The following is a 24,931-nucleotide window of genomic DNA, read 5'->3' as shown; positions in this document are numbered from 1 at the left end:
GGTTTTTTAAATAGTAGTGGCGCCGAAGTTGCCTTACGTTGTTTAGTGCGACTTTTGAATATAAGAGACTCCGCGCATTGCTGTATTTTCTATGGCGTTATAAATGCAAGTGGGTAAAGCACTCAAGTAAGCACAGGCCCAAGTTACCAAAGTGCGCTTAGGTTCTTCTTTTAGAATACGCCAATTGGTAGTGAGTGCTTGGTGCATAAGTTTTATAGCTTGCGTGCTATTTCTTGATTGGATTGCACGACGACATAAATAACGGAGCTGGTATGCTTTGGCCAGCGGTGCATATTTATTGAAAAAATCTTCATGGCCGATTCTGTTTTGATCTACCGCATATTGCCAGCTGGTAAATTGTTTGTGTAAGTTTGACGACAGGCCAGATGCGTTAACACGGTAGTAAGTAAGTGGCTGTGAAATACCCTCAAATTCAAAATCAGTATCAAGTGCCATTCTCAGCCACATTTCAATGTCTTCTGATTGGCGTAGCTCTTCATCAAAATATTGGGTCCACGCACGCATGCCATCTTGAAAGGCTACCGCCTCAAATACCGCTTTTCTGATAACGGGAGCAGAGCCATTGCCAACAGGGTTACGACAGAAAATCTGCTTGGTGGTGATCCCTTTTAAAGCAGGAAACTGACCAATCCCCAGTGGTGCACCATCTTCATCGACAAATAAAGATGGGCAGTAGCTTACACCTACTTTGGGGTTGTTATCTAAATGCGCGACGTGTAACTCTAATTTTTTTGCAGACCAAAAGTCATCGGCATCCAATAGTGCGATGTATTCGCCTTTTGCGGCGCGGATCCCTGTATTTCTTGCGCCAGATAAGCCGCGATTAAGCTGCTGAATCACTTGGATACGTGGGTCATCGAATTGTGCAACTTTAGCCAGAGTGTCATCACTACAACCGTCATCAACACACAAAATTTCAAAGTCTTGATAAGTTTGTTTCAGTACCGAGTGGATACTTTGCTCTATGTATTTACCTACGTTGTACATTGGGATAACGACGCTAACTGTTGGGTTGATTAAAGTATTCATAACAAGCTCCTTAGGCGGCTTTGATGGCGCTGAATTTGACAAGAAGCACGTTGATAGCTGGAAATACAAGCCACAAAGTGCTGCTTAAAAGTAAAACAAGTGCAAATGTGTCTGGCTGCTGGGGGGCAATAGCCAGCACACCGATGAGCGATACAGTCAAGCAAAACGCACATTGCTGTGTTTCTAACTTGAATAAGCCTTTGCTACGTAGCATGGCACTGTAGGTATCTGACCATACTGTGGTGATAGCAATCAGGCACAATAAACTGGTAGTGGTAAAACTTGCTTGCCATTCAGTTGAGAATAAAAACGGCACGTAGACTGGCACTAATACCGATTGACACACAAAGATGGCAGAAACCGCCGTAGTGACCAGCATAATTTTTTGGTTCAACTGATTTGTTTGTGTGTTTTTTTGTTGCTGACATACATAGGGATAAAGTGCCGTGATGTATGCTTGGCTAATGGACATTGCCAGTCCAATTCCCGCACTTTTGGCAAAGCTATAAAGGCCAAACAACTCTGGTGATAGTAATCTTGCACCAATAAAGATATCCATGTTCATGCGCAGTGAACGCAGGCCTTCAGCGGCCGCAAGCTGTGTTGATGAACCAAGTAAATAAAAGAAGGTATTGCGTTTGAAGCCAATTTTATGCGGCAATGTATCAACCACTGTAAATGCGCACAGCCACAGTATGGCGAAGGCCCATTTTGCGTAAACTATCGATAATAAGCCTGCGTCAAAGTATAGAGCGACAGCGATAGTGGTATTTTCTAAGATGATGCAACAGCTACTTATCATGCTAAATAGCGCCATACGGTTATCGCGCTGTACTAAGAATGCACGTGTACTGACGATTGGAAACAATAAATAAGTAAATGCCATTAATGCGACCAACGTCGTTATATCATGCTCTGGAAACAGCCACTGGGTAGCGTATGCAACACCTAACTGTACAATGCAAAGCAAGATGCACAGTGCCCACTGGATACATAAGCCATTTGATAAAAAGTCTGGTAATTCGCTTTCTTTAGCGCGGATAATCTGAGCGCCAGTGCCTGAACGCAAAAGTAATCGTATGACTTCGTGAATACTCAGAGCCAGCATTGCAGCGCCATATTCCACCGGGACTAAAAACGCTGCCATCGCCATAATACTGAGTAAGCGAGTTGCTTTCGCAACGACCTCAGCACCTACCAGCCAAGATGTGTTACGTAGCAGTTGTGAAACAGAGTGTTTACTTGATTGCATTGGCGCTTCTCATTAATCGGTCATATCTAAACCAATCAATAATTGCGCCAACTCAACTTAATGGTTTAACCATTTGTAATATAGGGTAATTAAAATTTATCGCCGCAGTTTCCTTTGTTTGTTATTGCAATTTGCGACGCATATATTTTCTAATTTGCAAAGTGGCTTTTATGGTGATGGCTCCCATTTTTGTATTTTGCGATACAAAGTGGAAGGACTGACTTCGAGTAATCCTGCGGCCTTGACGACGTTGTCTTCACAAACCAGCAGTGCTTGTTCAATGGCAATTCGCTCTACTTCAGAAAGAGGGACGATGTTGTTTATCATTGGTGACTCGTTACCATTTAAAGCAGTATCGGTTGTCTTAGTAGGCAAGGGGTTTTTTGCGGAAGCGACGGTTTTTGCTCTAAATAGGTCTTCATTTGGTTTTAAATGCAATTGCTGCATGAGCGTCTCTTCACTCACCATAGGTCCGTCAGACATCACAACGGCGCTGTGGATCAAATTCTCAAGCTGCCTAACGTTGCCCGGCCAAGCATAATTCAATATGAGTTGTTCAGCGCGTTTTGAAAAGCCAACAAATAGCTTATTTTCTATCTCACTAAATTTGTTGAGGTAAAAAAGGGCTATTTGCAAAGGGTCTTGATCGCGGTCGCACAGAGCGGGCATATCTATGGCAATGACATTGAGACGATAAAATAAGTCTTCTCGCAATAGCTGCTGCTCAATGGCTTCGAGGGGGTTACGGTTTGTCGCACAGACAAACCTCACATCAACGGTTTCTACTTTCCCACTGCCCACTCGCTGGAATGTCCCGGTTTGAATAAAGCGTAAAATCTTGGCTTGCAATGCCATATCCATTTCGCCGATCTCATCAAGAAATAGGGTGCCACCATCTGCGAGGGTTGCGGCCCCATCTCGGTTGTTAGTGGCACCTGAGAATGCGCCTTTAACATGACCAAAAATTTCAGACTCCATTAGCTCCGAAGGGATCGCAGCGCAGTTGATACAAATTAGGTCTTTGTTATGGCGTGGGCTTAAATTATGAATGGCTTCAGCCGCGAGTTCTTTACCTGTGCCACTTGGCCCGGTGATAAATACATTTGCGCGACTGGGGGCGGCTTTATCAATACACTTATACACGACTTGCATGGCCAAAGAGCTGCCTATGAAGCGTTGGAACTGCGACCTATGTTCACGTTTATAGCGTTTTAGACTAGCGCGTAACATATTTCGTTCAGCAATGAGCATTTTTGTTTGCAGTGCCTGCTCTATGGTGATCCTTAAATTGTCATTGTCCCAAGGCTTTTGCATATAACCCCAAACTTTACCTTGGTTAATGGCATCAATCAGCGCTGCTTGTTCGGTAAAAGCGGTGAGCATAATGCGAATTGTATCTGGGTATTGCTCGGCGATGATGGCGAGTAGTTCATTGCCAGTCATCTCGGGCATATTCTTATCTGAGACAACCACATCAATGGATTCATTTGCCAATATCTCAAGTGCAGCAGGGCCACCTTCTGCGGTATGAATATGATATTGTTCGGAGCGCAGTGCGCGGCTGAGAGAACGCAAAATATGCGGTTCGTCGTCAACAAGCAAAATATTAAGTCCTGTTATGTTATCCATTTAAGCGCTCCTTTATTAGTTTTTGTTCTCTATTAAGATATAGCAGCCTAACTCTCAGAGTTCCAAAGACTTTTGGTAGAAAGTACTGAACATTTAATAATTATCATGATGCGACAAACACGACTGCGACAAGCATAGACAAAGTTTTTGTTTAAGTATAAAGATCTGACAACTTTTATTATATATCTAGCGAGTGATGCACGAACAAGGTAAGAAAAGAGTGAATAAAGTGCGCTCCACATCAGCAGAGCACACTTTGGCTTGGAGAGCTTACTTAAACGTATGGACTATTGTTTCGTCTGAATTGAGCGGAAACAGCACTTGATTTGTCTCTAACATACTGTCAACGCGCACCAACATGGTTTTTGCTGTCTGTGGTAGCGTGAGCGTATGTTGCAGCTGCCCTGAAGGGTTAAATCTTAAGGTAGCAACAAGCTCTTTGTTACCCATTAACTCATCTTCCACAGAAGGAACTTCTACATCGAACGAATAAATTTTAATTGTTCTTCCTGCTAGAGATTCACCAAACACATTTTCACCGCTGAACTCCATGGTTACGTCGTCGCTGGTTCTAAATTTAAAATCTGGCATAACGTACAGATCGGTCGAGTCAGTGGCAGCTGATTCTTTAAGCTCTGCCTGTGGCATAAAGTCTTCCATTGTCGCAGCCTGTTCTTGCTCTGGCGTTTGTGCCGGCTCGGTTTGCTGTGGCTCGCTGGTTGCGGTATTGGCATTTGTCGACACAGCTGGTTGCGTGTTTGTTTGTGTTGCCGCAGGTGCTGGCGAGCTTGATTCTGAGCCGCCACCTCCGCCGCCACACCCTGTGATCAGAGTTGCAAGTAGGGTGATACTGAACATCGCAGTTAAATTAGTTAATGTTTTCATGGTACGCTCCTAATTACTCTGATTCTGGCATGTAGTAGTGGGTGTCTCTGTCACTGGTTTTATACCAGTCCTGTGCCTGTGTACCGCTTGACTCAACCCAGGTTTCATAATTAGGGTATGCCCACAGCACATCAATATATTCACGCGGGTAGTTAAACTCTTCGCTCACCGTCAGCGCCCAAGGTAAGTTATCTGCGGTTCTGAAATAACGGTTTAGGCTTGGATCTGATGAGTCATCAACCTTACCAAAGCGCGTTTGGTCGAATAAGTCTGTTGGCGGGTAATCAGCCATATGGACTTCGATTGTGCGATCTGCTGTTCTATATATAAAGAAATCTAAGTCAGCGATATTCAAGCTAGGTTGCGATGTTTCGAAGGTCACATCTAATGTAAACGGTATCGGTTCAAAGTAACTGCATTCTTTCACTGTATTGAAGTGCGTACATTTTCCGGACTCACCAGTTTGGGTAAATAGCTGTGTATTACTCCAAAGTTGTAGAACCGCATTACTTTGGAACTCTTCTACTGACTTTTCAAAAGCTTGACCGTCTATAGTGATGGTTGCACTTTCAATGAGGCTCGGTACGCTATTCATTAGTCTGAGTGCGTAACCATTTTCATATGCTGCGCCACGTGCTGTTATCCAACCATGCAAAATAAACCCACTGACTTCGTTATTAGCATCGAAGGTAGTTTGAATGCGCTGTTTTACAACTAAGTCATTTAAATCGTAGTCGCCACGTTGTGGCCAATTGTCTTCATAAGCAAGTGTTGAGACACCTGTTTGCGAAGGGAAGTATTGGCTGTGTGATCGTCTAAAATTATTGGGGAATTCATCTTGCTCATCTGGAATACCGTCAGCATCACTGTCATTTGCTTCAGGCATAATAACCAGGTTGCTTGATTGGATAGCAGTACCAGGACTACTTTGCACACTGAAAACGGCATCGTTAAAGTCGTTATCACCCCACGTACGTGGTAAGTCCTCGAAACCGATGACGACTTCTTGCTCTTGCTCATCATATAGTAATACGCAGTGTTGTCTTAAGTCTTCAGTTGGTTCTGGGTTGAGGGATGAAATCGAATAATAGTAAGGGATCTGCCAAGGTTTTACACCGGTGTAATACCAAAAGCCATTTGCAGCAACAAAAAAGCCAATGCTGGTTCCTGCTGGGTGGGTACCAATACTGACTCTGTGACCATTGGTTAAGTGTGGATAGCTCAAGTTTGGAAACACGATGGTTTCTTGGATTTGATCCGCAGACGTTGGTGGATTTTCTGGGTCAAATGTAAAGTAGCCAAAAGAGTTTTTGTAACCAGCACCTTCGTGGATAAACGTAATAAATACTTCAGCTTCCTCGACCAAATGAATTGTTGAGCCACTGTCACCTGTAATGAAGGCTTCGTTTACTTTCGCTTCAGGTAGTGCGTTGCTAATTCTCTGAAAAAAGTCACTGCTGTACTGATCTCTTGCATAGATGAGATCACTGGGTTTACCTGTATTTTGATTATATCCACCAGGCCACGCTTGACCTGACTGAAACTGCCATACGTAGTTGCCATCGACTTGTTGTACAGCGACCGCACTGGATGCCAAAGTGCAAAGAGCGGCAGAAAAGCACATCTTTGATAAATAGCTCATAACGTGTAGACCTTGTTTTCGAATAAGTTAAGTACACTTGAGCAGCAACTGTGCCAAAATATTAATTAAATACATTACAAAGACTTATGGTTTTTTGATGTACGTTTTCGAGCCTGCTTTTTGCAAATTAATATGCATATTTTTTAAATTTTTTAAAATGAAAAAAATATTTCTTATGCAAACTGAGGCTGAGTTTGCTTTATTTTAAAAAAGCGCGAAATCATATTAAGGAGCAGTAAGTGATACAGAATAAAAACGAGACTCTGGTATTTAGCGTTGCATTAAATGGCTACCAATGGCGTTATAGCCACTGTATAAAAAGCCAAAAGCAATATGCGAAAAAGATGGGCTATGACTATGTAGTTATCACTCGGCCACTATTTACTTCGTTAGGGGTAGAGTGCTGCTGGCTTAAGCTGCTACTGCTAAAAGCTGCGTTGCAAGCAGGCTATAAAAATGTGCTGTTTGTTGATGCTGACGCATTCATACAAGACATTTGCCCACAAATAGACTCGCTTTTCGTGGCAGATAAGTTCATTTATATGGCCCATGGTTTTAGTGGAGAAATTAATTCAGGCGTGATGTTAGTACGCAATACATCGGCAGCGATAGAATGGTTTGAACAAGTACTTGGCGCGATTGAAACCCCTGTGGCTGAGTCGAAAGGAATTGGGTGGGGAGAAAATGGCCATGTGGCACACTTTGCGAAAAGCTCTTCTGGATTTCAGTTGATTTGTGATAAATGGAATAATACGCACTCGAAAGACATGAATGATTATATTCGTCACTTTAATTATGGCCCTTTGAAAAATAGCTTTTTTGATAAAATGGTCCATAAAGTCATTTTTAAAGTGAGTAAGCTGCTTCTTAAGTGCGATCTCAATGATACCCAGCAACAAGGTAAAAAACTCACTGTTGTTAATCGTAAACTGCCGGAGCTATTTAACAGAGTTCGTCGTATTTATCCGCAATTTAGTAAGTGACTAAGAAGTGCTGCTGTAAGTCACTTCCGTATTTTTTAAATTAAAAATGACTTCTCGTTGTGCTTTGCAAATTAAAAAAAAGCCACTCGACAAAAACCACAAAGTCACATTAAGTTTATTTAATTCAATCGCTTAAAATTTTTATTTTATTTGGCACAGTCCTCGCAATTACCTCTTCAACACAGATTATGGAGGTAGTGACATGGCTGCTCAAACCAACAAACATACAATTGCATCGACAGGCAAAACAAGTGCAACACGCAATGTAATTAGATTTACGTTTGCAGTGGTTTTGATGGTCGCTTTATTACCCCTATATTTACTGAATATATTACTCGCAGTGATTGTTCTTAAAGCACCACTCAAAAGTGAAAACTGGTTAGATATCGGTGGTGACGTCGTTGAGTTATATAGCTGGCAAGTTGGCCTTTTCAAATCAAGCGCGAATTTAATTAATGTTGCGTTGGGACAGGTTCATTTTGTGGGCACGCCTATTATTCGCGGCACAACCTCAATACCAAACGTGAAAAGGTTTAAATCGCCGTGCGACAAAGCCGGGTTATACGATTGTTTGCAGCTGCACAACGCCACAGGTCTAGTTTTAAATGGCGAACTACCGCTGCTTGAAGCACAAGCGAAGCAAAATTTTATTGAAGATGCTTTGATGGTTATCAAGCTTGTCACGTGCAAAACGCTGTACAAAAAAGGCGGTAGTAAACAGGTGGAAACTCACATGTTTGGTATACCGTTTGCCAACACCAAGATGCGCGATGCAATTAACTGGATTTGTCAAAGTGAGCAGCCACAGACAAAATGTCGCGTAGGGTATTTCCTTAATGTTAACTCAATTAATTTAGCTGCCAATAACACCGAACTTCACAGCACACTTTGCGGTAGCGACAAGAACTTTGCTGACGGGTCTGGCATGCGGATAGCTGCACAGCATTCAGGCATCGATTTAGCGGACAACATCAACGGCACAGATATGCTGCCACTACTGTGTGAGCACGCTTTGCAAACAAAACTGTCTTTCTTTTTGCTGGGCGCAAAAGATGGCGTTGCGAAAAAAGCGGGTGAGTCATTACAACAACAATATACAGGCTTAGACATTCGCGGTACGCATCACGGTTATTTTAAAAGTGATGACGACATCATCGAGCAAATTAATCAAAGCGGCGCGACCATTTTGCTGGTGGCGCTTGGATCACCTCGCCAAGAACTATGGCTTGCTAAAAACAAACATCGTTTAAATTGCCAGTGTGCATTGGCAGTAGGTGGATTATTTGACTTCTTTTCTGGGGCAATTCCAAGAGCGCCGCTCTGGATGCGTGAATTAGGGTTAGAGTGGGTATGGCGCTTAATGCAAGAACCTAAAACCAAGTTCAATCGCTATGTCATTGGCAACCCAGTGTTCTTATTCCGAGTTTTCATTTTAAAACAATCTATCAGAGGGCTTTAATCATGGATATCACAACTAAAATTGCGACAAACGTGACAACTGCATCAGCTCAAGCTGCGAAAAAAGTAACTAAGCACCATATTGACGGTGTTCACCATGGTATTCCTGTGTGGTTCCAAAGAACGGTTGCTGCACTAGGTTTATTGGCTATTAGCCCTCTGTTATTGCTATTGATGTTAGCAATTAAACTAGAAAGCAAAGGCCCTGTGGTATTTCGTCAAACCAGAGTGGGTAAATTTGGTCGTCGTTTCACTATGTACAAGTTCCGTTCAATGTATATGCAAGACGACCCGCGCTTTAAAGCGCCTGACCAAAAAGACAGCTCTAGAGAGGGGGTATGTCAAAAGTACATTCATGATCCTCGTATTACATGTATCGGCCGCTTCATTCGCAAATATTCGATTGATGAGTTACCACAGTTATTGAATGTAGTTAGAGGTGACATGATGTTAATCGGCCCAAGACCTGCTTTAGAAATGGAAGTAGCGCAATATAAACCAGCTCAATTGTCGCGCCTAAATTCAGAGCAAGGTTTAACTGGCCTTTGGCAAGTAACAGGCCGTGCAGATACGACGTTTGAGCAGCAAGTTCAATTAGACGAACAGTACATTGTTGAGCAGAGTATCATGAGCGACGTTAAGATTTTACTAAAAACTGTCCCCTGTGTAGTAGGTGCAAAAGGTGCATATTAAATTTCAATCCCTTCACTTTATACAGCCAGTAAGATGTTTACTGGCTTTTTTATTTTAAAAACCCCCGCATTTTGCATTTTCGATCTGCAAATTATCGTATTGAAAATCCACGAACGCTACCACTCGTTTGTTTTAACCTGTTGATTTTTAAGGTTTTACTTTTTTATTTTGTTTTGGCATAGCACCTGCATTATCTAGTTATATACACAGAGTTGGGAGTAACACATGCAGAGCAAACACGACACCTATGTTGTTGGTTACTACGGCATGCGCAACAGCGGAGACGATGCGCTGATGTTAGCAAGTATTGAGGGGGCCAAGAGAACATTTGGCAGCGACAATATTGCGGTCAATGCGAGCAATCAATACGGTTTGGTAAGACAGCTTGATGTACAAGGTCAAGCCCCTATGTTATTTCGAGGTCATCAAAGATTGACCCATTATCAAAGAGCGTATGGCGCGAAGAAAATTGTGTTTGGAGGCGGTTCAGTATTGCACTCAAGCCGTGATATCGCACAAAAATGTCATATGATTTCGCTCTGCGGTAAAGAGTCGAGCTATGCCGTGGGCGTTGGGATCGAGGCATTTAAATCGACGTCAGACGAAAAGCAGTGTGCCAAGTTTTTAAACAAATGTCACTTTATTGGAGTCCGTGATGCGCAAAGTCTAGATATTGCTAAGTCGATTGCGCCGACTGCGAACATCGCCCAGACATTTGATTTAGCGCCTTCATTACTTCATTACTTCGGCAGTGCAATTCAATCTATCGAACGTCGGGGGGTTGCATTTAATTTTTGCCAGCAGGCTATCAATGCATTTGGTGAAGCAGATGTTGTCAGCGAGCGGACAAGGATAAGAAAGGCAGTCAAGTTGGTCACTGCCATTTGGGAAATGACACGTGAAGATGTCTACTTGGTCGACTTTAATGATCATGGCACCTTGGGTGATAACAATGTTCACGAGCAAATTTTACGCAAGATGCCTAGCTATGTACCTGTAAAACGCATTCGCTACACGGTCAACCCGCTGCGTCTATTGCAAAGTATGGCCATGTTTAAAGCGGTAATAGGAATGAGGCTTCATGCGGCAGTATATTCCTACATGGTCAATACCCCATTTATTAATTTGCAATACCACAGCAAATGTAAGCAATGGTCAAAGCAGATTGGTATGGCAGATATGTATCAATTTGATGCCAATGACTATGACCCGTTAGAGGTCATCAATATTACAAATCAGGTTGTATCGGGTCACTGTGTAGTACCAACACTACCCGTAGAGCAAGCGGTCGCATTATCAATGAATAATTGGAGCAATGAATATGAACAGCATCAAATTCTCAGTTGTCATCCCTCTGTACAATAAGCGTGATTGCATTGAGCGTGCAATAAACAGTGTCGTTGCTCAAAGCCATCAAGCCGATGAAATAATTATTATTGATGATGGCTCCACTGATGGTAGCGCGGATATTGTCAATGGCTTAAAAATCGCGAATGTAAAACTGGTTACACAAGTCAACCAAGGTGTTTCGGAAGCGAGAAATGCGGGTGCAAACCTTGCGAGCAATGAATTTATCGCATTTTTAGATGCGGATGATACTTGGTCGCCATTTTTCTTGAGTCGCATTGCTGCACTCATAGAGCTGTACCCGGAGATGGGGCTATATGCAACCCGTTATCAAAAGGTTTACGGTGATAGTGATTATCAAGATGCGAAAATAGCCTTAACCAAATGGGATGCAAATGGCTACGAAATGGATAACTATTTTGAGGTAGCAGCGAGTGGAGATCTGCCATTTACGATGTCTAGTATCGTCGTAAGGCAATCAACGTTCAGCGATTTAGGTGGGTTTCCTCGTGGTGAATGGATGGGAGAGGATCAGAGCTTTTATGTTAATTTTGCTCTATACGCACGCATCGCTTATTCACCGTTGATAGAGAGTTTCTATTTTCAAGGTACGCAAAACAGTGCATGTGATAAAGCGCCGCCAAAAGAGCTGTGCCCATTTGCTGAGCGTTTACTGCATGATGTGACAGAAGGGCGAATTACCGCACGTCTAAAGCCTATGGTATTAAAGTATGTCGGTGCGCATATTTGTGACTTGGCTAAACGCCATATCAAACATGGCTCTTACGATTACGCGGCACAATTACTTTCTCATCCGGTATCTCGGACTAAACCAATTCATTGGAGCTTCTATAAATTGATTTCAACGCCAATGGCAATATTCTCAAAAGCGGCATAGGTAATCGAAGTTAGTGAGTAGAGTGCCTCTGTACTTTACTCGCTAAACTCATGTTGCTCCAATGATTGTGACTGTTCAGTTACAAGCAAGTACGAGCTTTGACTATACCAATCCCCAAGTACTGTTCTCGTTTTTGTTGGGGTTTTGTGTACCTTTGGTCGATGTGTATGACCATGGATCATGTGTTGAACATGGTATTTCTCGAACATGTTAGCAACAGCATCATCGGTTACATCCAAAATACTTGGTGCTTTACCTTGCTGATTGAGTTTGCTTTTGGCTCGGGCATTTTTGGCGACTCTGCGACGATACCAAAGGGGCATAGCAAGCATGAGTCTTGGCCACCACCATCCGCGGCTTTTTTTACGAAACTTCTGGTACTCAATGTCTTGGGTGCACATTTCGTCACCGTGAAGAATAAGCGTTGGGGTGCCATACAAATCAATAACAGCTTGTTCTGGCAGCAAAGTCATACCGCATAATTTGGCGTAGTGCTCTCCAACTAAAAAGTCGCGATTGCCGTGGATGAAATAAATATTTACGTTGCTATCACTGATTGCCTTGAGCTTTTTAGCAATGGCTAACGCGAGTGGATCGCCTTCATCATCCCCGATCCATACTTCGAAAAAGTCCCCCAAAATATATAAAGCGTCCACATCACTGTCTATGTGCGTATTCAAGAAGGCATAAAAAGCATTGGTGATATCAGGCCGGTGTTCGGTTAGATGGAGATCAGAAATAAAGTAGGTTTTGCGCATGGTGTCTCTTGTGTGAATAAGAGCGCCGTAGCGCTCAAATTGCAATGTCGGGGTTATTCAGTGATCGACGCACTTTCGATGATTACATCTTCAAGTGGTACGTCTTGGTGAAAACCCGCAGAACCTGTTGCAACACCTTTAATTTTGTTGACAACGTCCATACCTTCAACGACTTCAGCAAAAACGCAATAACCCCAACCTTGCGATGTTTCGCTTGAGAAGTTTAGGAAGTCATTGTCATTTACGTTAATGAAAAACTGCGCTGTCGCTGAGTGTGGATCTGGCGTACGTGCCATAGCCAGTGTACCAACTTTGTTTGCAAGTCCATTGTTTGCTTCATTTTGAATTGGCGCCTCAACTTCTTTTTGGCTCATGCCAGACTCAAAACCACCACCTTGGATCATGAAACCATCGATCACGCGGTGAAAGATAGTGCCGTTGTAGAAACCACTTTCAACGTATTTTTTGAAGTTTGCAACGGTTGCTGGTGCTTCTTTTTCAAATAGTGCGATTTTGATTTCGCCGAAGTTTGTTTGTAAAACAACCATAATGGGTCCTTGAATTACAATAATTAGATTAAAACGCTATTTTATAGTACATCTGCTGAACTACAAAGTGTTGAAATAACTTTGACAGTTTTACTGTTTAATTTTTGTTACCTAGATAGGATAAAATTCGCCTTTTTACAGTGGTGGCGAGCTTTTTCAAGTGATATGATGCAAAGGTTTCAAACTCGAATTTAGGAAAATCACTACATGTTACAGATATACGACACACTGACACGTCAAAAGTCACAATTTAAGCCCCTTGTAGAAGGCAAAGTCGGCATGTATGTGTGTGGTATTACAATCTATGATTTCTGTCATGTGGGACATGCGCGCACATATGTATCTTTTGATGTTATCAACCGTTATTTTCGTTACCTTGGTTATGACGTCACTTATGTCCGTAACATCACAGATGTAGACGATAAAATTATCAAGCGTGCCGCAGAGAATAAAGAAGAGATCAATGATCTGACAGTGCGTATGACAAAAGCAATGCATGATGATTTTGAAGCACTAAATATCTTACCTGCTGACATTGAGCCAACAGTAACGGGCCATATGGATGAAATCATCGAGATGATTGAGCGTTTGATTGCTAAAAAACATGCTTATGTTGGAAAAAGCGGCGACGTGTTATTTGATGTTTCAACGTTTAAAGATTATGGCCAACTATCTCAACAAGACTTAGATATGTTACAAGCTGGTGCACGTGTTGAAGTTGCCGAAGGCAAAGATGACCCACTTGATTTTGTGCTATGGAAAAAAGCCAAGCCGGGCGAGCCATCTTGGGCATCTCCTTGGGGAGAAGGTAGACCGGGCTGGCACATTGAATGTAGTGCCATGAGCTCTAAGCATTTAGGCGATTTATTTGATATTCATGGTGGTGGTTCAGATCTTCAGTTCCCGCACCACGAAAATGAAATTGCGCAGTCTTGCTGTGCAAATAATGGCTGTTACGTGAATACTTGGATCCACACAGGTATGGTCCAGGTTAACAAAGAAAAAATGTCTAAATCTTTAGGCAACTTCTTTACTGTGCGTGAAGTGTTAAAAGCGTATGACCGAGAGACTGTTCGTTATTTCCTTATTAACGGTCACTATCGTAGCCAGTTAAACTACTCACAAGAAAATCTAGATCAAGCTCGCTCATCTCTAGAGCGAATCTACACCGCTTTGCGCGGTGTAGAGCTGGTGGAAGTTGAATTAAAGGGCAATGCATATGCGGAGCGTTTTGAAGCCGCTATGAATGATGACTTTAATACGCCTGAGGCCTTACCAGTTATTTTTGAGCTGGCCAAAGAAGTGAACTTGTTAAAAGATTCAGATGCAAAAGCCGCAGGAGAGCACGCGTATATTTTGGTGAAATTAGCTGAAGTGTTAGGTATTGCACAGCAGGCCCCTGAGAGTTTCTTGCAAGGCGATCAAGATGACGATGAGGTTGCTAAAATTGAAGCCTTGATTGAACAGCGCAAAACGGCACGTGCTAATAAAGATTGGGCTGCCGCTGATGAAGCGAGAGATGCGTTAACTGCTCTGGGCGTTGTCCTAGAAGACAGTGCGGGCAAAACAACTTGGCGCAAAGCTTAATAGCGATAAGCATTCTAAAAAGGAGCACTTAGTGCTCCTTTTTTTATTAGCAAAAATACGTATGGCAGGGGCCATTCGAGTGACACGCGTAAGTGGTGCCATTACAACCCGTTTTAGTGCGATAACCACCTGCAATATTAGGTGTTTGGGCATATGGTAGAGCACGGTTGTCGTTGCTTAGGGTTTTAACTTTCTTTTTATTTAAATTCAGTTTCATAACTATTCCTTTGTTAATTTTTCCGGCTGATCGCCTATTTATTTGCACTCTAGACTAATTCTCCTGAAAGAGTACTGTAGGTGCATGTTTAGGCTAATATTTGTTCAATTTGATTGCCAATGAAAAATTATCAAGTATGGTTATGTGAGGAGCGAGGCTAGCTCCATTTGGTTTTCTGATGAACAGTGGTATTTTGGATATTTATCACATCAATTTATGGAAAAAGAAGATGAAGGAAAAGATACTTGCTATAACTTTATTGGCATTGTCGGGGCTGTCGTATGCCAAATCTGGAAATGGTAGTCAGGTTGAGTTTTTAAACTCCTATGCCGTGCTGCCTGCGGGGCACAATTTACCTTTTTCAGAAGCTGTGCGGGTGAATGATATTGTGTACTTATCAGGCCAAATAGGTATTCAACCTGGCACAACGCAGCTTGTGAAAGGGGGCATTAAAGGTGAAAGTAAGCAAACCATGGAAAATATTCAAGCTAGCTTAGAAGCGCATGGTTTGTCGATGAAAAACATTGTGAAGTGCACGATTATGCTTGCTGATATTAATGAATGGCCCAAATTCAATCAAATCTACACCAAGTTCTTTTCAAAACCTTACCCCGCTCGCAGTGCCTTTGCGACAAATGGGCTTGCGCTAGGTGCTCGAGTGGAAGTTGAATGTATGGCTGTGGTACCGAAGTAAAACGAAAATGCGCTATGTGTGGTGTTCTTATTTTATGGCGTGACATTTGCTTTAAACAAGGCTAGAAGGCTGCAATAGGCAATTGCTAGCCGACGTTTAAAGGAGATAACGATGTTGCTACACAGAACTTCCCCAATGAACCACACTGAGTCTCTCTCGGATAAGCCGCTTACGGCAAAACAGATCGAAGAGCGAGATACTAAGGCTCAGATGTTTGCAAAAGAGATGAGCAGCCAAGGTGCTGAGTCAGAGCTTTCGTTCGCATTAAAACAAAAAGATCTCTCTACATCGCGATTGAATGACAGCTTTTTAGCTAAGGCTCAGCAAACTATGATGTTTAACCGTCTTGGCGTCAATGAGGAAAAGATCAAAGAGATAGAAACCCAAATGAGAGAGCTGGTTGATAGATTAGAGTCAGGTGCGATAGAACAAAAAGAATTTGAAAAACAAATGTCCATGTTACAGTCAATGCTTGCTAAAGAGTATAGAGGGGGCAGGGATGGTGAAGCCGAGGAACAATTGGAGCATCCATAACAGGTGAATGCTCCTATTTTTTGGTTAGCTAGCTGTGGTATTTATCACAAGCTTCTAATGTGTTTTCTATAAGGCTAGCTACTGTCATTGGGCCGACGCCACCAGGAACCGGTGTGATGAAGCTGGCTTTTTGTTCTGCGATATCATATTGCACATCGCCAACGAGTTTTCCAGATTCGAGTCGGTTAATACCAACATCAATTACAATCGCGCCTTCTTTGATCCACTCACCGGGAATAAACTCAGGCTTTCCAACTGCAACTACAAGTAAGTCAGCACGGCGTACATGAGATTCAAGGTCTTGAGTGAATTTATGACATACGGTTGTAGTACAGCCAGCCAGTAAAAGCTCAAGTGACATTGGGCGTCCTACAATATTTGAAGCGCCAACAACCACAGCATGCATACCTCTGTAACGCACACCCGTCGAATTTAACAAGGTAATAATGCCCTTTGGTGTACATGGTCTCAGTGCAGGCATTCTTTGTGCAAGCCTACCAACATTGTATGGATGAAACCCATCAACATCTTTATGTGGGTGGATACGTTCAAGAATTTTCTCTGCATCTAGCCCTTCAGGTAAAGGCAGCTGTACTAAGATTCCATCTACTTCTGGATCTGTGTTGAGGTTATCGACTAGCTCGAGTAACTGTGCTTCGCTTGTATCGCTTGGTAGGTCGTAGGATTTTGATACAAAGCCAACTTCTTCACATGCTTTACGCTTTGAGCCAACGTATACTTGACTGGCCGGATCTTGTCCGACAAGTACTACTGCTAATCCTGGAGCTCTAAGCCCTTGAGTTACGCGCTGTTCAACACGAGTTGCGACTGTATTGCGAACCTGTTTCGCAATTGCTTTGCCATCTATGATGTTTGCCGTCATGGGTGACCTTTATATATAGGGGTTAGTTACTTGAACGATTATAGAGTCAACATAGAGAGACTCTAGTAATAATTTTTACTACAGCTGATATATTTAGCAATTACAAAGTAACATAAATAGATAAACCAGCGGTGTTGGCTATATTTTCGCAAACTTAAGCTAATTAGCCAAGTTAGATTCCGAGATAAAGCGTATGCATTAGTATAAGTCACCGTAGAAACTGGGTGAATTTTGGCTTTTTCAGCTGCTTTTTAACCCTTTTGTGTCAAAAATAGGCAGTTGAACGAATTTATAAAAAAAATGTTTGACCTCAACTACTCAAATCTCTATTATGCACCCCGTTGCCAACGAGGGGTGTTAAACAAAAACATTCTAAGTAAGTAACGAAATCGGCGATTAGCGCAGCTTGGTAGCGCACTTGGTTTGGGTCCAAGGGGTCGCAGGTTCAAATCCTGCATCGCCGACCACTTTCTTCTAAAGTTAGTGGGTGGATAGCACACAAGTGTTGTTTGTGTTGCGCCCGTAGCTCAGCTGGATAGAGCAACGGCCTTCTAAGCCGTGGGTCGAAGGTTCGAATCCTTCCGGGTGCGCCATTTAAATAAAGTCCACAAGTATGTAGTGGCGGCTGTAGCTCAGTTGGTAGAGCCCTGGATTGTGATTCCGGTTGTCGTGGGTTCGAGCCCCATCAGTCGCCCCATCTACATTCTCAAAAATATATCGGCGATTAGCGCAGCTTGGTAGCGCACTTGGTTTGGGTCCAAGGGGTCGCAGGTTCAAATCCTGCATCGCCGACCACTTTTCTAAAAAATATATATTATCGGCGATTAGCGCAGCTTGGTAGCGCACTTGGTTTGGGTCCAAGGGGTCGCAGGTTCAAATCCTGCATCGCCGACCACTTCTCTCATAAATTTCATCATTTTTTTTATCTCTTTAATTTACTCCTATTTTATCTATCAATTATTTGTTCTGATTGCTCGACTCTCCCGTTTTATAGGTTATAATGCCGCGTCTAATGTTTAACATAGTGCCCTGATGGGGCAGGCAGCAAGCCTGACATGTAATTGGTTTTGAATGAATGCGATTAAATGCGTTGTTTCCGATTACACTCCAATGTCGACTTGTTTGTGAAGGAAGGCGCGTTGCCGCCAAAAATGAAAATTGAGGTATATCATGCAAGTTTCTGTTGAGACGACTCAAGGCCTTGAGCGCCGTCTGACTATCACCGTTCCTGCAGAGAACGTTGAGACTGAAGTAAAAAAACGCTTACAACAACTGTCTAAAACACAGCGTATTGACGGTTTCCGTCCTGGTAAAGTACCAGTTTCTGTGATCAACAAGCGCTACGGTGCAGCAGTTCGTCAAGAAGTTGCTGGCGACCTTATGCAGCGTAACTACATCGAAGCAATCGTTTCTGAGAAAATCAACCCTGCGGGTGCTCCAAGCTTCGCGCCAAAAACTTTAGAAGCTGGTAAAGATCTAGAGTTTGAAGCAACTTTTGAAGTTTACCCAGAAGTTGAGCTAAAAGACCTAGATAAAGTAACTGTTGAAAAGCCAGTTGTTACAGTGACTGAAGATGATCTAGCAAACATGCTAGAAACACTTCGTAAGCAACACGCATCTTGGACTGAAGTAGATGCTGCTGCCGGCGAAAGCGACCGTGTTACAGTTGACTTCCTAGGTACAGTTGACGGTGAAGAGTTTGAAGGCGGTAAAGCTGAAGACTTCCCTCTAGAGCTTGGCCAAGGTCGTATGATCCCAGGTTTTGAAGATGGTATCGTTGGTAAAAAAGCGGGCGAAGAAGTTGTTGCAGACGTAACTTTCCCTGAAGAGTACCACGCTGAAAACCTAAAAGGTAAGCCAGCGCAGTTCACTATCACAGTGAAAAAAGTAGAAGTTCAAGAGCTTCCTGAGCTAAGCGATGAGTTCGCAACTAAATTCGGCGTTGCTGAAGGCGGTGTTGATGCGCTTAAAGAAGAAGTTAAGAAGAACATGACGCGTGAACTTGACCAAGCTGTTAAAGCAAAGGTTAAAGAGCAAGCGATCAAAGGTCTACTAGACACAAATGAAGTTGACGTACCTAAAGCGCTTATCGATCAAGAAATCGATGCACTTCGTCAACAGGCTGCACAACGTTTTGGCGGCGACGCTAAAAACATGCCAGAGCTACCAGCTGAACTTTTCCATGAGCAAGCTGTAACACGTGTTAAGACTGGTCTTCTTCTTGGTGAAGTGATCAAGGCAAACGACATCAAAGTTGATGACGCTAAAGTTGAATCACTAATTGAAACTGTTGCTTCTGCATATGAAGATCCTTCAGAAGTAGTTAACTACTACAAAGAAAATGATCAATTAATGCAGCAAATGCGTAATGTTGCAATGGAAGAGCAAGCTGTGGAAGCAGTACTTTCAAATGCAACGGTTACTGATGTTGAGCAATCTTTCGACGACATCATGAACCCTCAACAAGCTGCAGAGTAAGTTTCTTACCTCGTCTTAGAGGAAAGCATTGACTTACAGCTAAGCTAACGCTTAAATGGCTCGTAATGCTCTGTTAAACGCAGTGCTGCGAGCCTTTTTCGTTATTAGAGTTAATAATTTAAGGTCTGTTCAAGAGAGAGTCTTGAATGACGCAGCAAACCTGCCTCGCATATAAAGGAACCAATAATATGAATGACGGTATGATAGACCCGCTAAACGCCTTAGTACCTATGGTTGTTGAACAAACAGCAAAAGGTGAGCGTTCTTACGATATTTACTCGCGCCTTCTAAAAGAGAGAATTATCTTTTTAACTGGCCAAGTTGAAGATCATATGGCCAACTTAATTGTTGCGCAGATGCTGTTTTTAGAGTCAGAAAGTCCTGACAAAGATATTTTCTTGTATATCAATTCCCCTGGTGGTTCTGTCACCGCGGGCATGTCGATCTACGATACCATGAACTTTATCAAGCCAGATGTGAGTACGGTATGTGTAGGTCAAGCTGCGAGCATGGGGGCGTTTTTGCTATCGGGCGGCGCCAAAGGCAAACGTTACTGTCTACCAAACTCTCGTGTAATGATTCATCAACCATTAGGTGGTTTCCAAGGTCAGGCATCTGACTTCGAGATTCATGCCAAAGAAATCTTAACAATCAAAGAAAAATTAAATAGGTTGATGGCTGAACACACGGGTCAACCGTATGATGTTGTTGCCAATGACACTGACCGTGACAACTTTATGAATGCTCAAGAAGCGGTTGAGTATGGGTTAGTTGATGCGGTACATACAAGCCGCTAAAGATTAAAAACTAAAGAAAGGTGGTATTTTACACCTTGAAATAATAAAACTTGGATCTATATCTTAAGGATGTCCAAGTTGACTTACTTTCGGTGTAAAAAAAGCTGCTTTTGACCGAGTAGCACCACTTTGCTTTAGCTTAGTTATGCCAACTGAAAGTTTATTTGGTATAGTTAAAGCATGTATTGTGTTATCGAATTAGAGATAACTCACCAAATTTAAGAGGTAGTTGAATGTCAGACACTCCTACAGACGGCGACAAGAATAGCAAGCTCTTGTACTGCTCATTTTGTGGTAAGAGTCAGCACGAAGTACGCAAATTGATTGCTGGTCCATCAGTATATATTTGTGATGAATGCGTCGAACTGTGTAACGACATCATTAGAGAAGAGATCAAGGATATCGCGCCGCAGCATGATGCGTCTGATAAACTTCCGGTGCCTAAAGAGATCCGCAATCACTTAGATGACTATGTTATCGGTCAAGAACATGCCAAGAAAGTGTTGTCAGTAGCGGTTTATAACCATTACAAGCGACTCAAGAATCAGGGTATCAAAACAGACGTAGAGCTAGGTAAAAGTAACATCCTGTTAATTGGCCCAACAGGTAGTGGTAAAACACTCTTGGCAGAAACATTGGCCAGATTATTGGACGTGCCATTTACCATGGCTGATGCGACTACCTTGACCGAAGCTGGTTACGTTGGCGAAGACGTTGAAAACATCATTCAAAAGCTTTTACAAAAGTGTGATTATGACGTTGAAAAAGCGCAGCGTGGTATCGTTTATATCGATGAAATTGATAAAATTTCACGCAAGTCTGATAATCCATCAATTACGCGAGATGTATCTGGTGAAGGTGTTCAGCAGGCGCTATTGAAATTGATTGAAGGTACAGTGGCATCTGTTCCTCCGCAAGGTGGACGTAAACACCCTCAGCAAGAGTTTTTACAAGTAGACACGTCAAAAATTCTGTTCATTTGTGGTGGCGCATTTGCGGGTCTTGATAAGGTTATTGAACAGCGCAGTCATACCAATACCGGTATTGGTTTCGGTGCAGAAGTAAAAGCATCGGACAGCGAACGTTCATTAAGCGAAACGTTTAAAGACGTTGAGCCAGAAGATTTAGTAAAATATGGCTTAATTCCCGAGTTTATAGGTCGTCTACCTGTTGTTGCTACGCTAACCGAGCTAGATGAAGACGCACTAATACAGATTCTGAACGAGCCAAAAAATGCGCTTACCAAACAATATGGCGCGCTATTTAAGATGGAAGGCGTTGAGCTTGAATTCCGTGAAGATGCTTTAAAAGCGATTGCGCATAAAGCGATGGAACGTAAAACAGGTGCTCGAGGACTTCGCTCTATCGTTGAAGCTGTGCTCCTTGAAACTATGTATGAGCTTCCTTCAATTGAAGATGTTAGCAAAGTAGTGATTGATGAGACTGTAATTAAAGGGGAGTCAGATCCCATTTTAATTTACGAAAATAGTGGTCAAGATAAAGCTGCATCTGAATGATTTATCAGATAAGTTAGAAAAGGAGCCTAGTGCTCCTTTTTTTGTCCAAGAGTTGAACTTTATAGAGGTCATCCCCATATACCTCTGTAATCTTAAAAATAAATGAAGTGCAAAGAGAACATAATGACGCTTGAGAGAACGGATCGAGTTGAAATTCCAGTGTTAGCACTGCGCGATGTCGTGGTTTACCCTCATATGGTGATCCCGCTATTCGTTGGTAGAGAGAAATCTATTAGATGTCTCGAAGCTGCAATGGAAAATGACAAGCAAATTTTTTTAGTGGCTCAGAAAGAAGCCTCCATCGATGATCCTAGCACTGACGATATCTATGAAGTCGGTACAGTTGCTACGGTTTTGCAGTTATTGAAGTTGCCTGACGGTACCGTTAAGGTACTGGTGGAAGGGACACAAAGAGCAAGAATTGATGAGTTTTTAGTAACTGATGAGTATTTCTTAGCGCAAGCTCAATTTATTGCCTCTGAAAATATTGCCGAGCAAGAGCAAGATATTTTTATCCGTAGCGCAGTAAGTCAGTTTGAAGGGTATGTAAAACTCAATAAAAAAATCCCACCTGAAGTACTGACTTCCGTGTCTGGCATTGACGAAACTGCGCGTTTAGCAGACACGATGGCTGCGCACATGCCAATCAAGGTACCTGAAAAGCAAAAAGTGCTTGAATTGTATAATGTGACGGAGCGCCTTGAGTATTTAATGGCTTTGATGGAAGGTGAAATAGACTTACTTCAAGTTGAGAAAAAAATCCGTTCTCGCGTGAAAAAGCAGATGGAAAAGTCACAGCGAGAGTACTATCTCAATGAGCAAATGAAGGCCATTCAGAAAGAACTCGGTGAGTTAGACGACGTACCTGACGAATTTGAAACCCTGAAAAAGCGCATCAGTGAAGCTCAAATGCCAAAAGAGGCTGAAGAAAAAGCAGCGTCTGAATTGAATAAGCTGAAAATGATGTCGCCGATGTCAGCGGAAGCAACTGTTGTTCGTTCCTATATTGATACGTTGATTAATGTACCTTGGAAAAAGCGCTCTAAGGTGAAAAAAGATTTAGCGAATGCGCAAAAGATTTTAGATGCTGACCATTATGGGTTGGATAAAGTCAAAGAGCGTATTATTGAGTATCTAGCGGTTCAACAGCGCATTAACAAGCTTAAAGGTCCCATTTTATGTCTTGTTGGCCCACCGGGTGTAGGTAAAACGAGTTTGGGTCAATCCATTGCGCGGTCTACTGGCCGTAAATATGTTCGCATGGCGCTGGGTGGAGTACGTGATGAAGCGGAGATCCGCGGACACCGCCGTACGTATATTGGCTCAATGCCTGGTAAGCTGATCCAAAGTATGAGTAAGGTTGGGGTTAAAAACCCGCTGTTCTTACTCGATGAAATCGACAAAATGTCATCAGACATGCGCGGCGATCCTGCATCTGCGTTGCTTGAGGTATTAGATCCTGAGCAAAATAGCAGTTTTGCGGACCATTATTTAGAAGTTGAATATGACCTATCTGATGTGATGTTTGTTGCGACATCAAATAGTTTCAATATCCCAGGTCCGCTACTTGATCGTATGGAAGTTATTCGTCTTTCTGGATATACAGAAGACGAAAAGTTAAATATTTCAAAGCAGCATTTGATCCCTAAGCAAATTAAGCGCAACGGTTTAAAGGCTGGGGAAATCGAGATTGAAGACAGCGCGATTATCAACACTATCAGGTACTATACGCGTGAAGCGGGTGTGCGTAATCTTGAGCGTGAGATGTCCAAGCTGTGCCGCAAAGCTGTGAAAGCAATTTTATTGGATAAAGACCAAAAGAAAGTCGTGATTAACGCAGATAACCTAGAGAGTTTCTTAGGTGTGCAGCGTTTTGATTATGGCAAAGCAGAAGACGGTGACCGCGTTGGTCAAGTGACTGGTTTGGCTTGGACTGAAGTTGGTGGTGATTTACTAACGATTGAAAGCGCTGCGGTACCTGGTAAGGGTAAACTTTCCTATACAGGTTCGTTGGGCGATGTTATGCAAGAGTCGATTCAGGCTGCAATGACTGTGGTCAGAAATCGTGCTGAAAAGTTACGAATTAATGCAGACTTTTACGAAAAGCGTGACATTCATGTTCATGTGCCAGAGGGTGCTACACCTAAAGATGGGCCAAGTGCAGGTATTGCGATGGTTACAGGTTTGGTATCTAGCTTGACAGGGAACCCTGTGAAAAGCGATGTGGCTATGACTGGCGAGATCACTCTTCGAGGTGAAGTACTGCCTATTGGCGGCTTAAAAGAAAAGCTGCTGGCTGCACACAGAGGCGGGATCAAGACTGTGGTCATTCCTAAAAAGAATGAAAGGGACTTAAAAGAAATCCCTGAAAATGTCTTAGAGGGCTTAGAGATCCACCCAGTTACTTGGATTGAAGACGTTTTATCAATCGCTCTTGCTCAACCTGTGGACAGTTTTACTGTTGAAACGCAAAAAACTGCTGTGAAAGCTTAAAAAAGTCGATAAAAAGGGTTTTCAAATCCTAATGGTGTGCTAAGTTAAGCACTGGATTTAGGCCTAGGGCACGGGAAGCCCCGTAGTTTCTAGGCTGTAATACATTTAAGCAATAGAGAATCGAAAGATTTCTCGTAGTTAACAACAAAAGTGATGTTAGTTTTAAACCACCATCGCTCTTGATAATAACAATGTAAGAGGATGATATTGTGAATAAATCTCAATTAATCGATCAAATCGCAGCTGATGCTGATATTTCTAAGGCCGCTGCTGGTCGTGCACTGGATTCATTCATTGAGTCAGTAACCGCTGCGCTAAAAGATGGCGACTCAGTTGCCCTTGTAGGCTTTGGTACTTTTTCTGTTCGTGAGCGCGCTGCACGCACAGGTCGTAACCCTCAAACGGGTGCTGCAATTGATATTGCTGCTGCTAACATCCCTGCTTTTAAAGCTGGTAAAGCTCTAAAAGACGCGGTTAACTAAGAAAAGCTTATATTTTTACAATCACACTATTGTTAAATAGATGTAATTGGACGCATAAGCTTCAAGATAAAAAGCGTATCTGGTAAGATACGCTTTTTTTACATGA

At 42.6% G+C, this 24,931-nt stretch carries 22 protein-coding genes and 5 tRNA genes; 18 read left to right on the top strand and 9 right to left on the bottom strand.

Annotation, left to right across the window (positions count from 1 at the left end; translation table 11 throughout):
* Nucleotides 1–42: 42 nt before the first annotated feature.
* The 5 genes from MHN81_RS11320 to MHN81_RS11300 form a co-directional block, all read right to left on the bottom strand.
* Nucleotides 43–1,050, bottom strand: a complete 1,008-nt coding sequence (locus tag MHN81_RS11320; protein WP_023397182.1) for a glycosyltransferase — start codon at nt 1,048–1,050, stop codon at nt 43–45.
* 10 nt (nt 1,051–1,060) lie between these two features.
* Nucleotides 1,061–2,302, bottom strand: coding sequence for an oligosaccharide flippase family protein (locus tag MHN81_RS11315; RefSeq protein WP_023397181.1), 1,242 nt, complete (start codon nt 2,300–2,302; stop codon nt 1,061–1,063).
* 168 nt (nt 2,303–2,470) lie between these two features.
* Entirely contained in the window at nt 2,471–3,931 is a 1,461-nt protein-coding gene (locus tag MHN81_RS11310) for a sigma-54 dependent transcriptional regulator (RefSeq protein ID WP_239425739.1), read from the bottom strand.
* A gap of 270 nt (nt 3,932–4,201) precedes the next feature.
* Entirely contained in the window at nt 4,202–4,816 is a 615-nt protein-coding gene (locus MHN81_RS11305; RefSeq protein WP_023397179.1) for a hypothetical protein, read from the bottom strand.
* A 13-nt stretch (nt 4,817–4,829) separates the two neighbouring features.
* Nucleotides 4,830–6,458: an LruC domain-containing protein gene (locus tag MHN81_RS11300; RefSeq protein WP_023397178.1), complete on the bottom strand. Its 1,629-nt coding sequence runs from the start codon at nt 6,456–6,458 to the stop codon at nt 4,830–4,832.
* A gap of 239 nt (nt 6,459–6,697) precedes the next feature.
* On the opposite strand from MHN81_RS11300, the gene MHN81_RS11295 reads away from it, so the two are divergent.
* The 5 genes from MHN81_RS11295 to MHN81_RS11275 all read left to right on the top strand — a co-directional run bounded on the left by MHN81_RS11295 (nt 6,698) and on the right by MHN81_RS11275 (nt 11,837).
* On the top strand, nt 6,698–7,441 hold the full coding sequence (locus tag MHN81_RS11295; RefSeq protein ID WP_023397177.1) for a putative nucleotide-diphospho-sugar transferase: 744 nt from the start codon (nt 6,698–6,700) through the stop codon (nt 7,439–7,441).
* A 202-nt stretch (nt 7,442–7,643) separates the two neighbouring features.
* Complete coding sequence (locus MHN81_RS11290) at nt 7,644–8,900, top strand: WecB/TagA/CpsF family glycosyltransferase (RefSeq protein ID WP_239425738.1); 1,257 nt, start codon at nt 7,644–7,646, stop codon at nt 8,898–8,900.
* Between the two features lie 2 nt (nt 8,901–8,902).
* A complete protein-coding gene (locus tag MHN81_RS11285; protein WP_023397175.1) occupies nt 8,903–9,592 on the top strand; it encodes a sugar transferase in 690 nt (229 codons plus the stop codon).
* A 225-nt stretch (nt 9,593–9,817) separates the two neighbouring features.
* Entirely contained in the window at nt 9,818–10,957 is a 1,140-nt protein-coding gene (locus MHN81_RS11280) for a polysaccharide pyruvyl transferase family protein (RefSeq protein ID WP_023397174.1), read from the top strand.
* Nucleotides 10,914–11,837 (top strand): glycosyltransferase family 2 protein, encoded by a 924-nt coding sequence (locus MHN81_RS11275; RefSeq protein WP_023397173.1) that lies wholly within the window; start codon nt 10,914–10,916, stop codon nt 11,835–11,837. Before MHN81_RS11280 ends, MHN81_RS11275 begins: the two co-directional genes overlap by 44 nt.
* A gap of 35 nt (nt 11,838–11,872) precedes the next feature.
* Here MHN81_RS11275 and MHN81_RS11270 read toward each other — a convergent pair whose 3' ends face one another.
* Both MHN81_RS11270 and MHN81_RS11265 read right to left on the bottom strand, forming a co-directional pair.
* Nucleotides 11,873–12,595, bottom strand: a complete 723-nt coding sequence (locus tag MHN81_RS11270) for a UDP-2,3-diacylglucosamine diphosphatase (protein WP_023397172.1) — start codon at nt 12,593–12,595, stop codon at nt 11,873–11,875.
* 53 nt (nt 12,596–12,648) lie between these two features.
* Nucleotides 12,649–13,143: a peptidylprolyl isomerase gene (locus tag MHN81_RS11265; protein WP_023397171.1), complete on the bottom strand. Its 495-nt coding sequence runs from the start codon at nt 13,141–13,143 to the stop codon at nt 12,649–12,651.
* Between the two features lie 207 nt (nt 13,144–13,350).
* Here MHN81_RS11265 and cysS point away from each other — a divergent pair, with 207 nt between their 5' ends.
* Entirely contained in the window at nt 13,351–14,730 is a 1,380-nt protein-coding gene (gene cysS, locus MHN81_RS11260; RefSeq protein WP_023397170.1) for a cysteine--tRNA ligase, read from the top strand.
* A 46-nt stretch (nt 14,731–14,776) separates the two neighbouring features.
* On the opposite strand, the gene MHN81_RS11255 is transcribed toward cysS, so the two are convergent.
* Nucleotides 14,777–14,947, bottom strand: coding sequence for a hypothetical protein (locus MHN81_RS11255; protein ID WP_023397169.1), 171 nt, complete (start codon nt 14,945–14,947; stop codon nt 14,777–14,779).
* A gap of 229 nt (nt 14,948–15,176) precedes the next feature.
* On the opposite strand from MHN81_RS11255, the gene MHN81_RS11250 reads away from it, so the two are divergent.
* Complete coding sequence (locus tag MHN81_RS11250; protein ID WP_023397168.1) at nt 15,177–15,641, top strand: Rid family detoxifying hydrolase; 465 nt, start codon at nt 15,177–15,179, stop codon at nt 15,639–15,641.
* A gap of 111 nt (nt 15,642–15,752) precedes the next feature.
* Entirely contained in the window at nt 15,753–16,175 is a 423-nt protein-coding gene (locus tag MHN81_RS11245) for a hypothetical protein (RefSeq protein ID WP_023397167.1), read from the top strand.
* A gap of 28 nt (nt 16,176–16,203) precedes the next feature.
* Here MHN81_RS11245 and folD read toward each other — a convergent pair whose 3' ends face one another.
* On the bottom strand, nt 16,204–17,058 hold the full coding sequence (gene folD / locus MHN81_RS11240) for a bifunctional methylenetetrahydrofolate dehydrogenase/methenyltetrahydrofolate cyclohydrolase FolD (RefSeq protein ID WP_023397166.1): 855 nt from the start codon (nt 17,056–17,058) through the stop codon (nt 16,204–16,206).
* A 390-nt stretch (nt 17,059–17,448) separates the two neighbouring features.
* On the opposite strand from folD, the gene MHN81_RS11235 reads away from it, so the two are divergent.
* The 10 genes from MHN81_RS11235 (at nt 17,449) to hupB (ending at nt 24,825) form a co-directional block, all read left to right on the top strand.
* Nucleotides 17,449–17,525, top strand: a tRNA-Pro gene (locus MHN81_RS11235).
* A 49-nt stretch (nt 17,526–17,574) separates the two neighbouring features.
* A tRNA-Arg gene (locus MHN81_RS11230) sits at nt 17,575–17,651 on the top strand.
* A gap of 28 nt (nt 17,652–17,679) precedes the next feature.
* A tRNA-His gene (locus tag MHN81_RS11225) sits at nt 17,680–17,755 on the top strand.
* A gap of 21 nt (nt 17,756–17,776) precedes the next feature.
* Nucleotides 17,777–17,853: transfer RNA gene (locus MHN81_RS11220), tRNA-Pro, on the top strand.
* 23 nt (nt 17,854–17,876) lie between these two features.
* Nucleotides 17,877–17,953: transfer RNA gene (locus tag MHN81_RS11215), tRNA-Pro, on the top strand.
* A gap of 275 nt (nt 17,954–18,228) precedes the next feature.
* Nucleotides 18,229–19,536: a trigger factor gene (tig, locus tag MHN81_RS11210; protein ID WP_023397165.1), complete on the top strand. Its 1,308-nt coding sequence runs from the start codon at nt 18,229–18,231 to the stop codon at nt 19,534–19,536.
* 188 nt (nt 19,537–19,724) lie between these two features.
* Entirely contained in the window at nt 19,725–20,333 is a 609-nt protein-coding gene (gene clpP, locus MHN81_RS11205; protein WP_023397164.1) for an ATP-dependent Clp endopeptidase proteolytic subunit ClpP, read from the top strand.
* A gap of 233 nt (nt 20,334–20,566) precedes the next feature.
* The gene (clpX, locus tag MHN81_RS11200) at nt 20,567–21,850 is read left to right on the top strand and encodes an ATP-dependent protease ATP-binding subunit ClpX (protein WP_023397163.1); all 1,284 of its coding nucleotides are present in this window, start codon (nt 20,567–20,569) and stop codon (nt 21,848–21,850) included.
* A gap of 123 nt (nt 21,851–21,973) precedes the next feature.
* Entirely contained in the window at nt 21,974–24,343 is a 2,370-nt protein-coding gene (lon, locus tag MHN81_RS11195) for an endopeptidase La (RefSeq protein WP_023397162.1), read from the top strand.
* A gap of 209 nt (nt 24,344–24,552) precedes the next feature.
* Nucleotides 24,553–24,825, top strand: coding sequence for a nucleoid-associated protein HU-beta (hupB, locus tag MHN81_RS11190; RefSeq protein WP_023397161.1), 273 nt, complete (start codon nt 24,553–24,555; stop codon nt 24,823–24,825).
* Nucleotides 24,826–24,931 lie beyond the last annotated feature (106 nt).

The sequence above is a fragment of the Pseudoalteromonas sp. Of7M-16 genome, assembly GCF_022347805.1.
GTDB classification, from domain to species: Bacteria; Pseudomonadota; Gammaproteobacteria; order Enterobacterales; family Alteromonadaceae; genus Pseudoalteromonas; species Pseudoalteromonas luteoviolacea_F.
The sequence above is the reverse complement of the archived record's forward strand: the minus strand, read 5'-3'. Positions and strand labels throughout refer to the sequence as shown.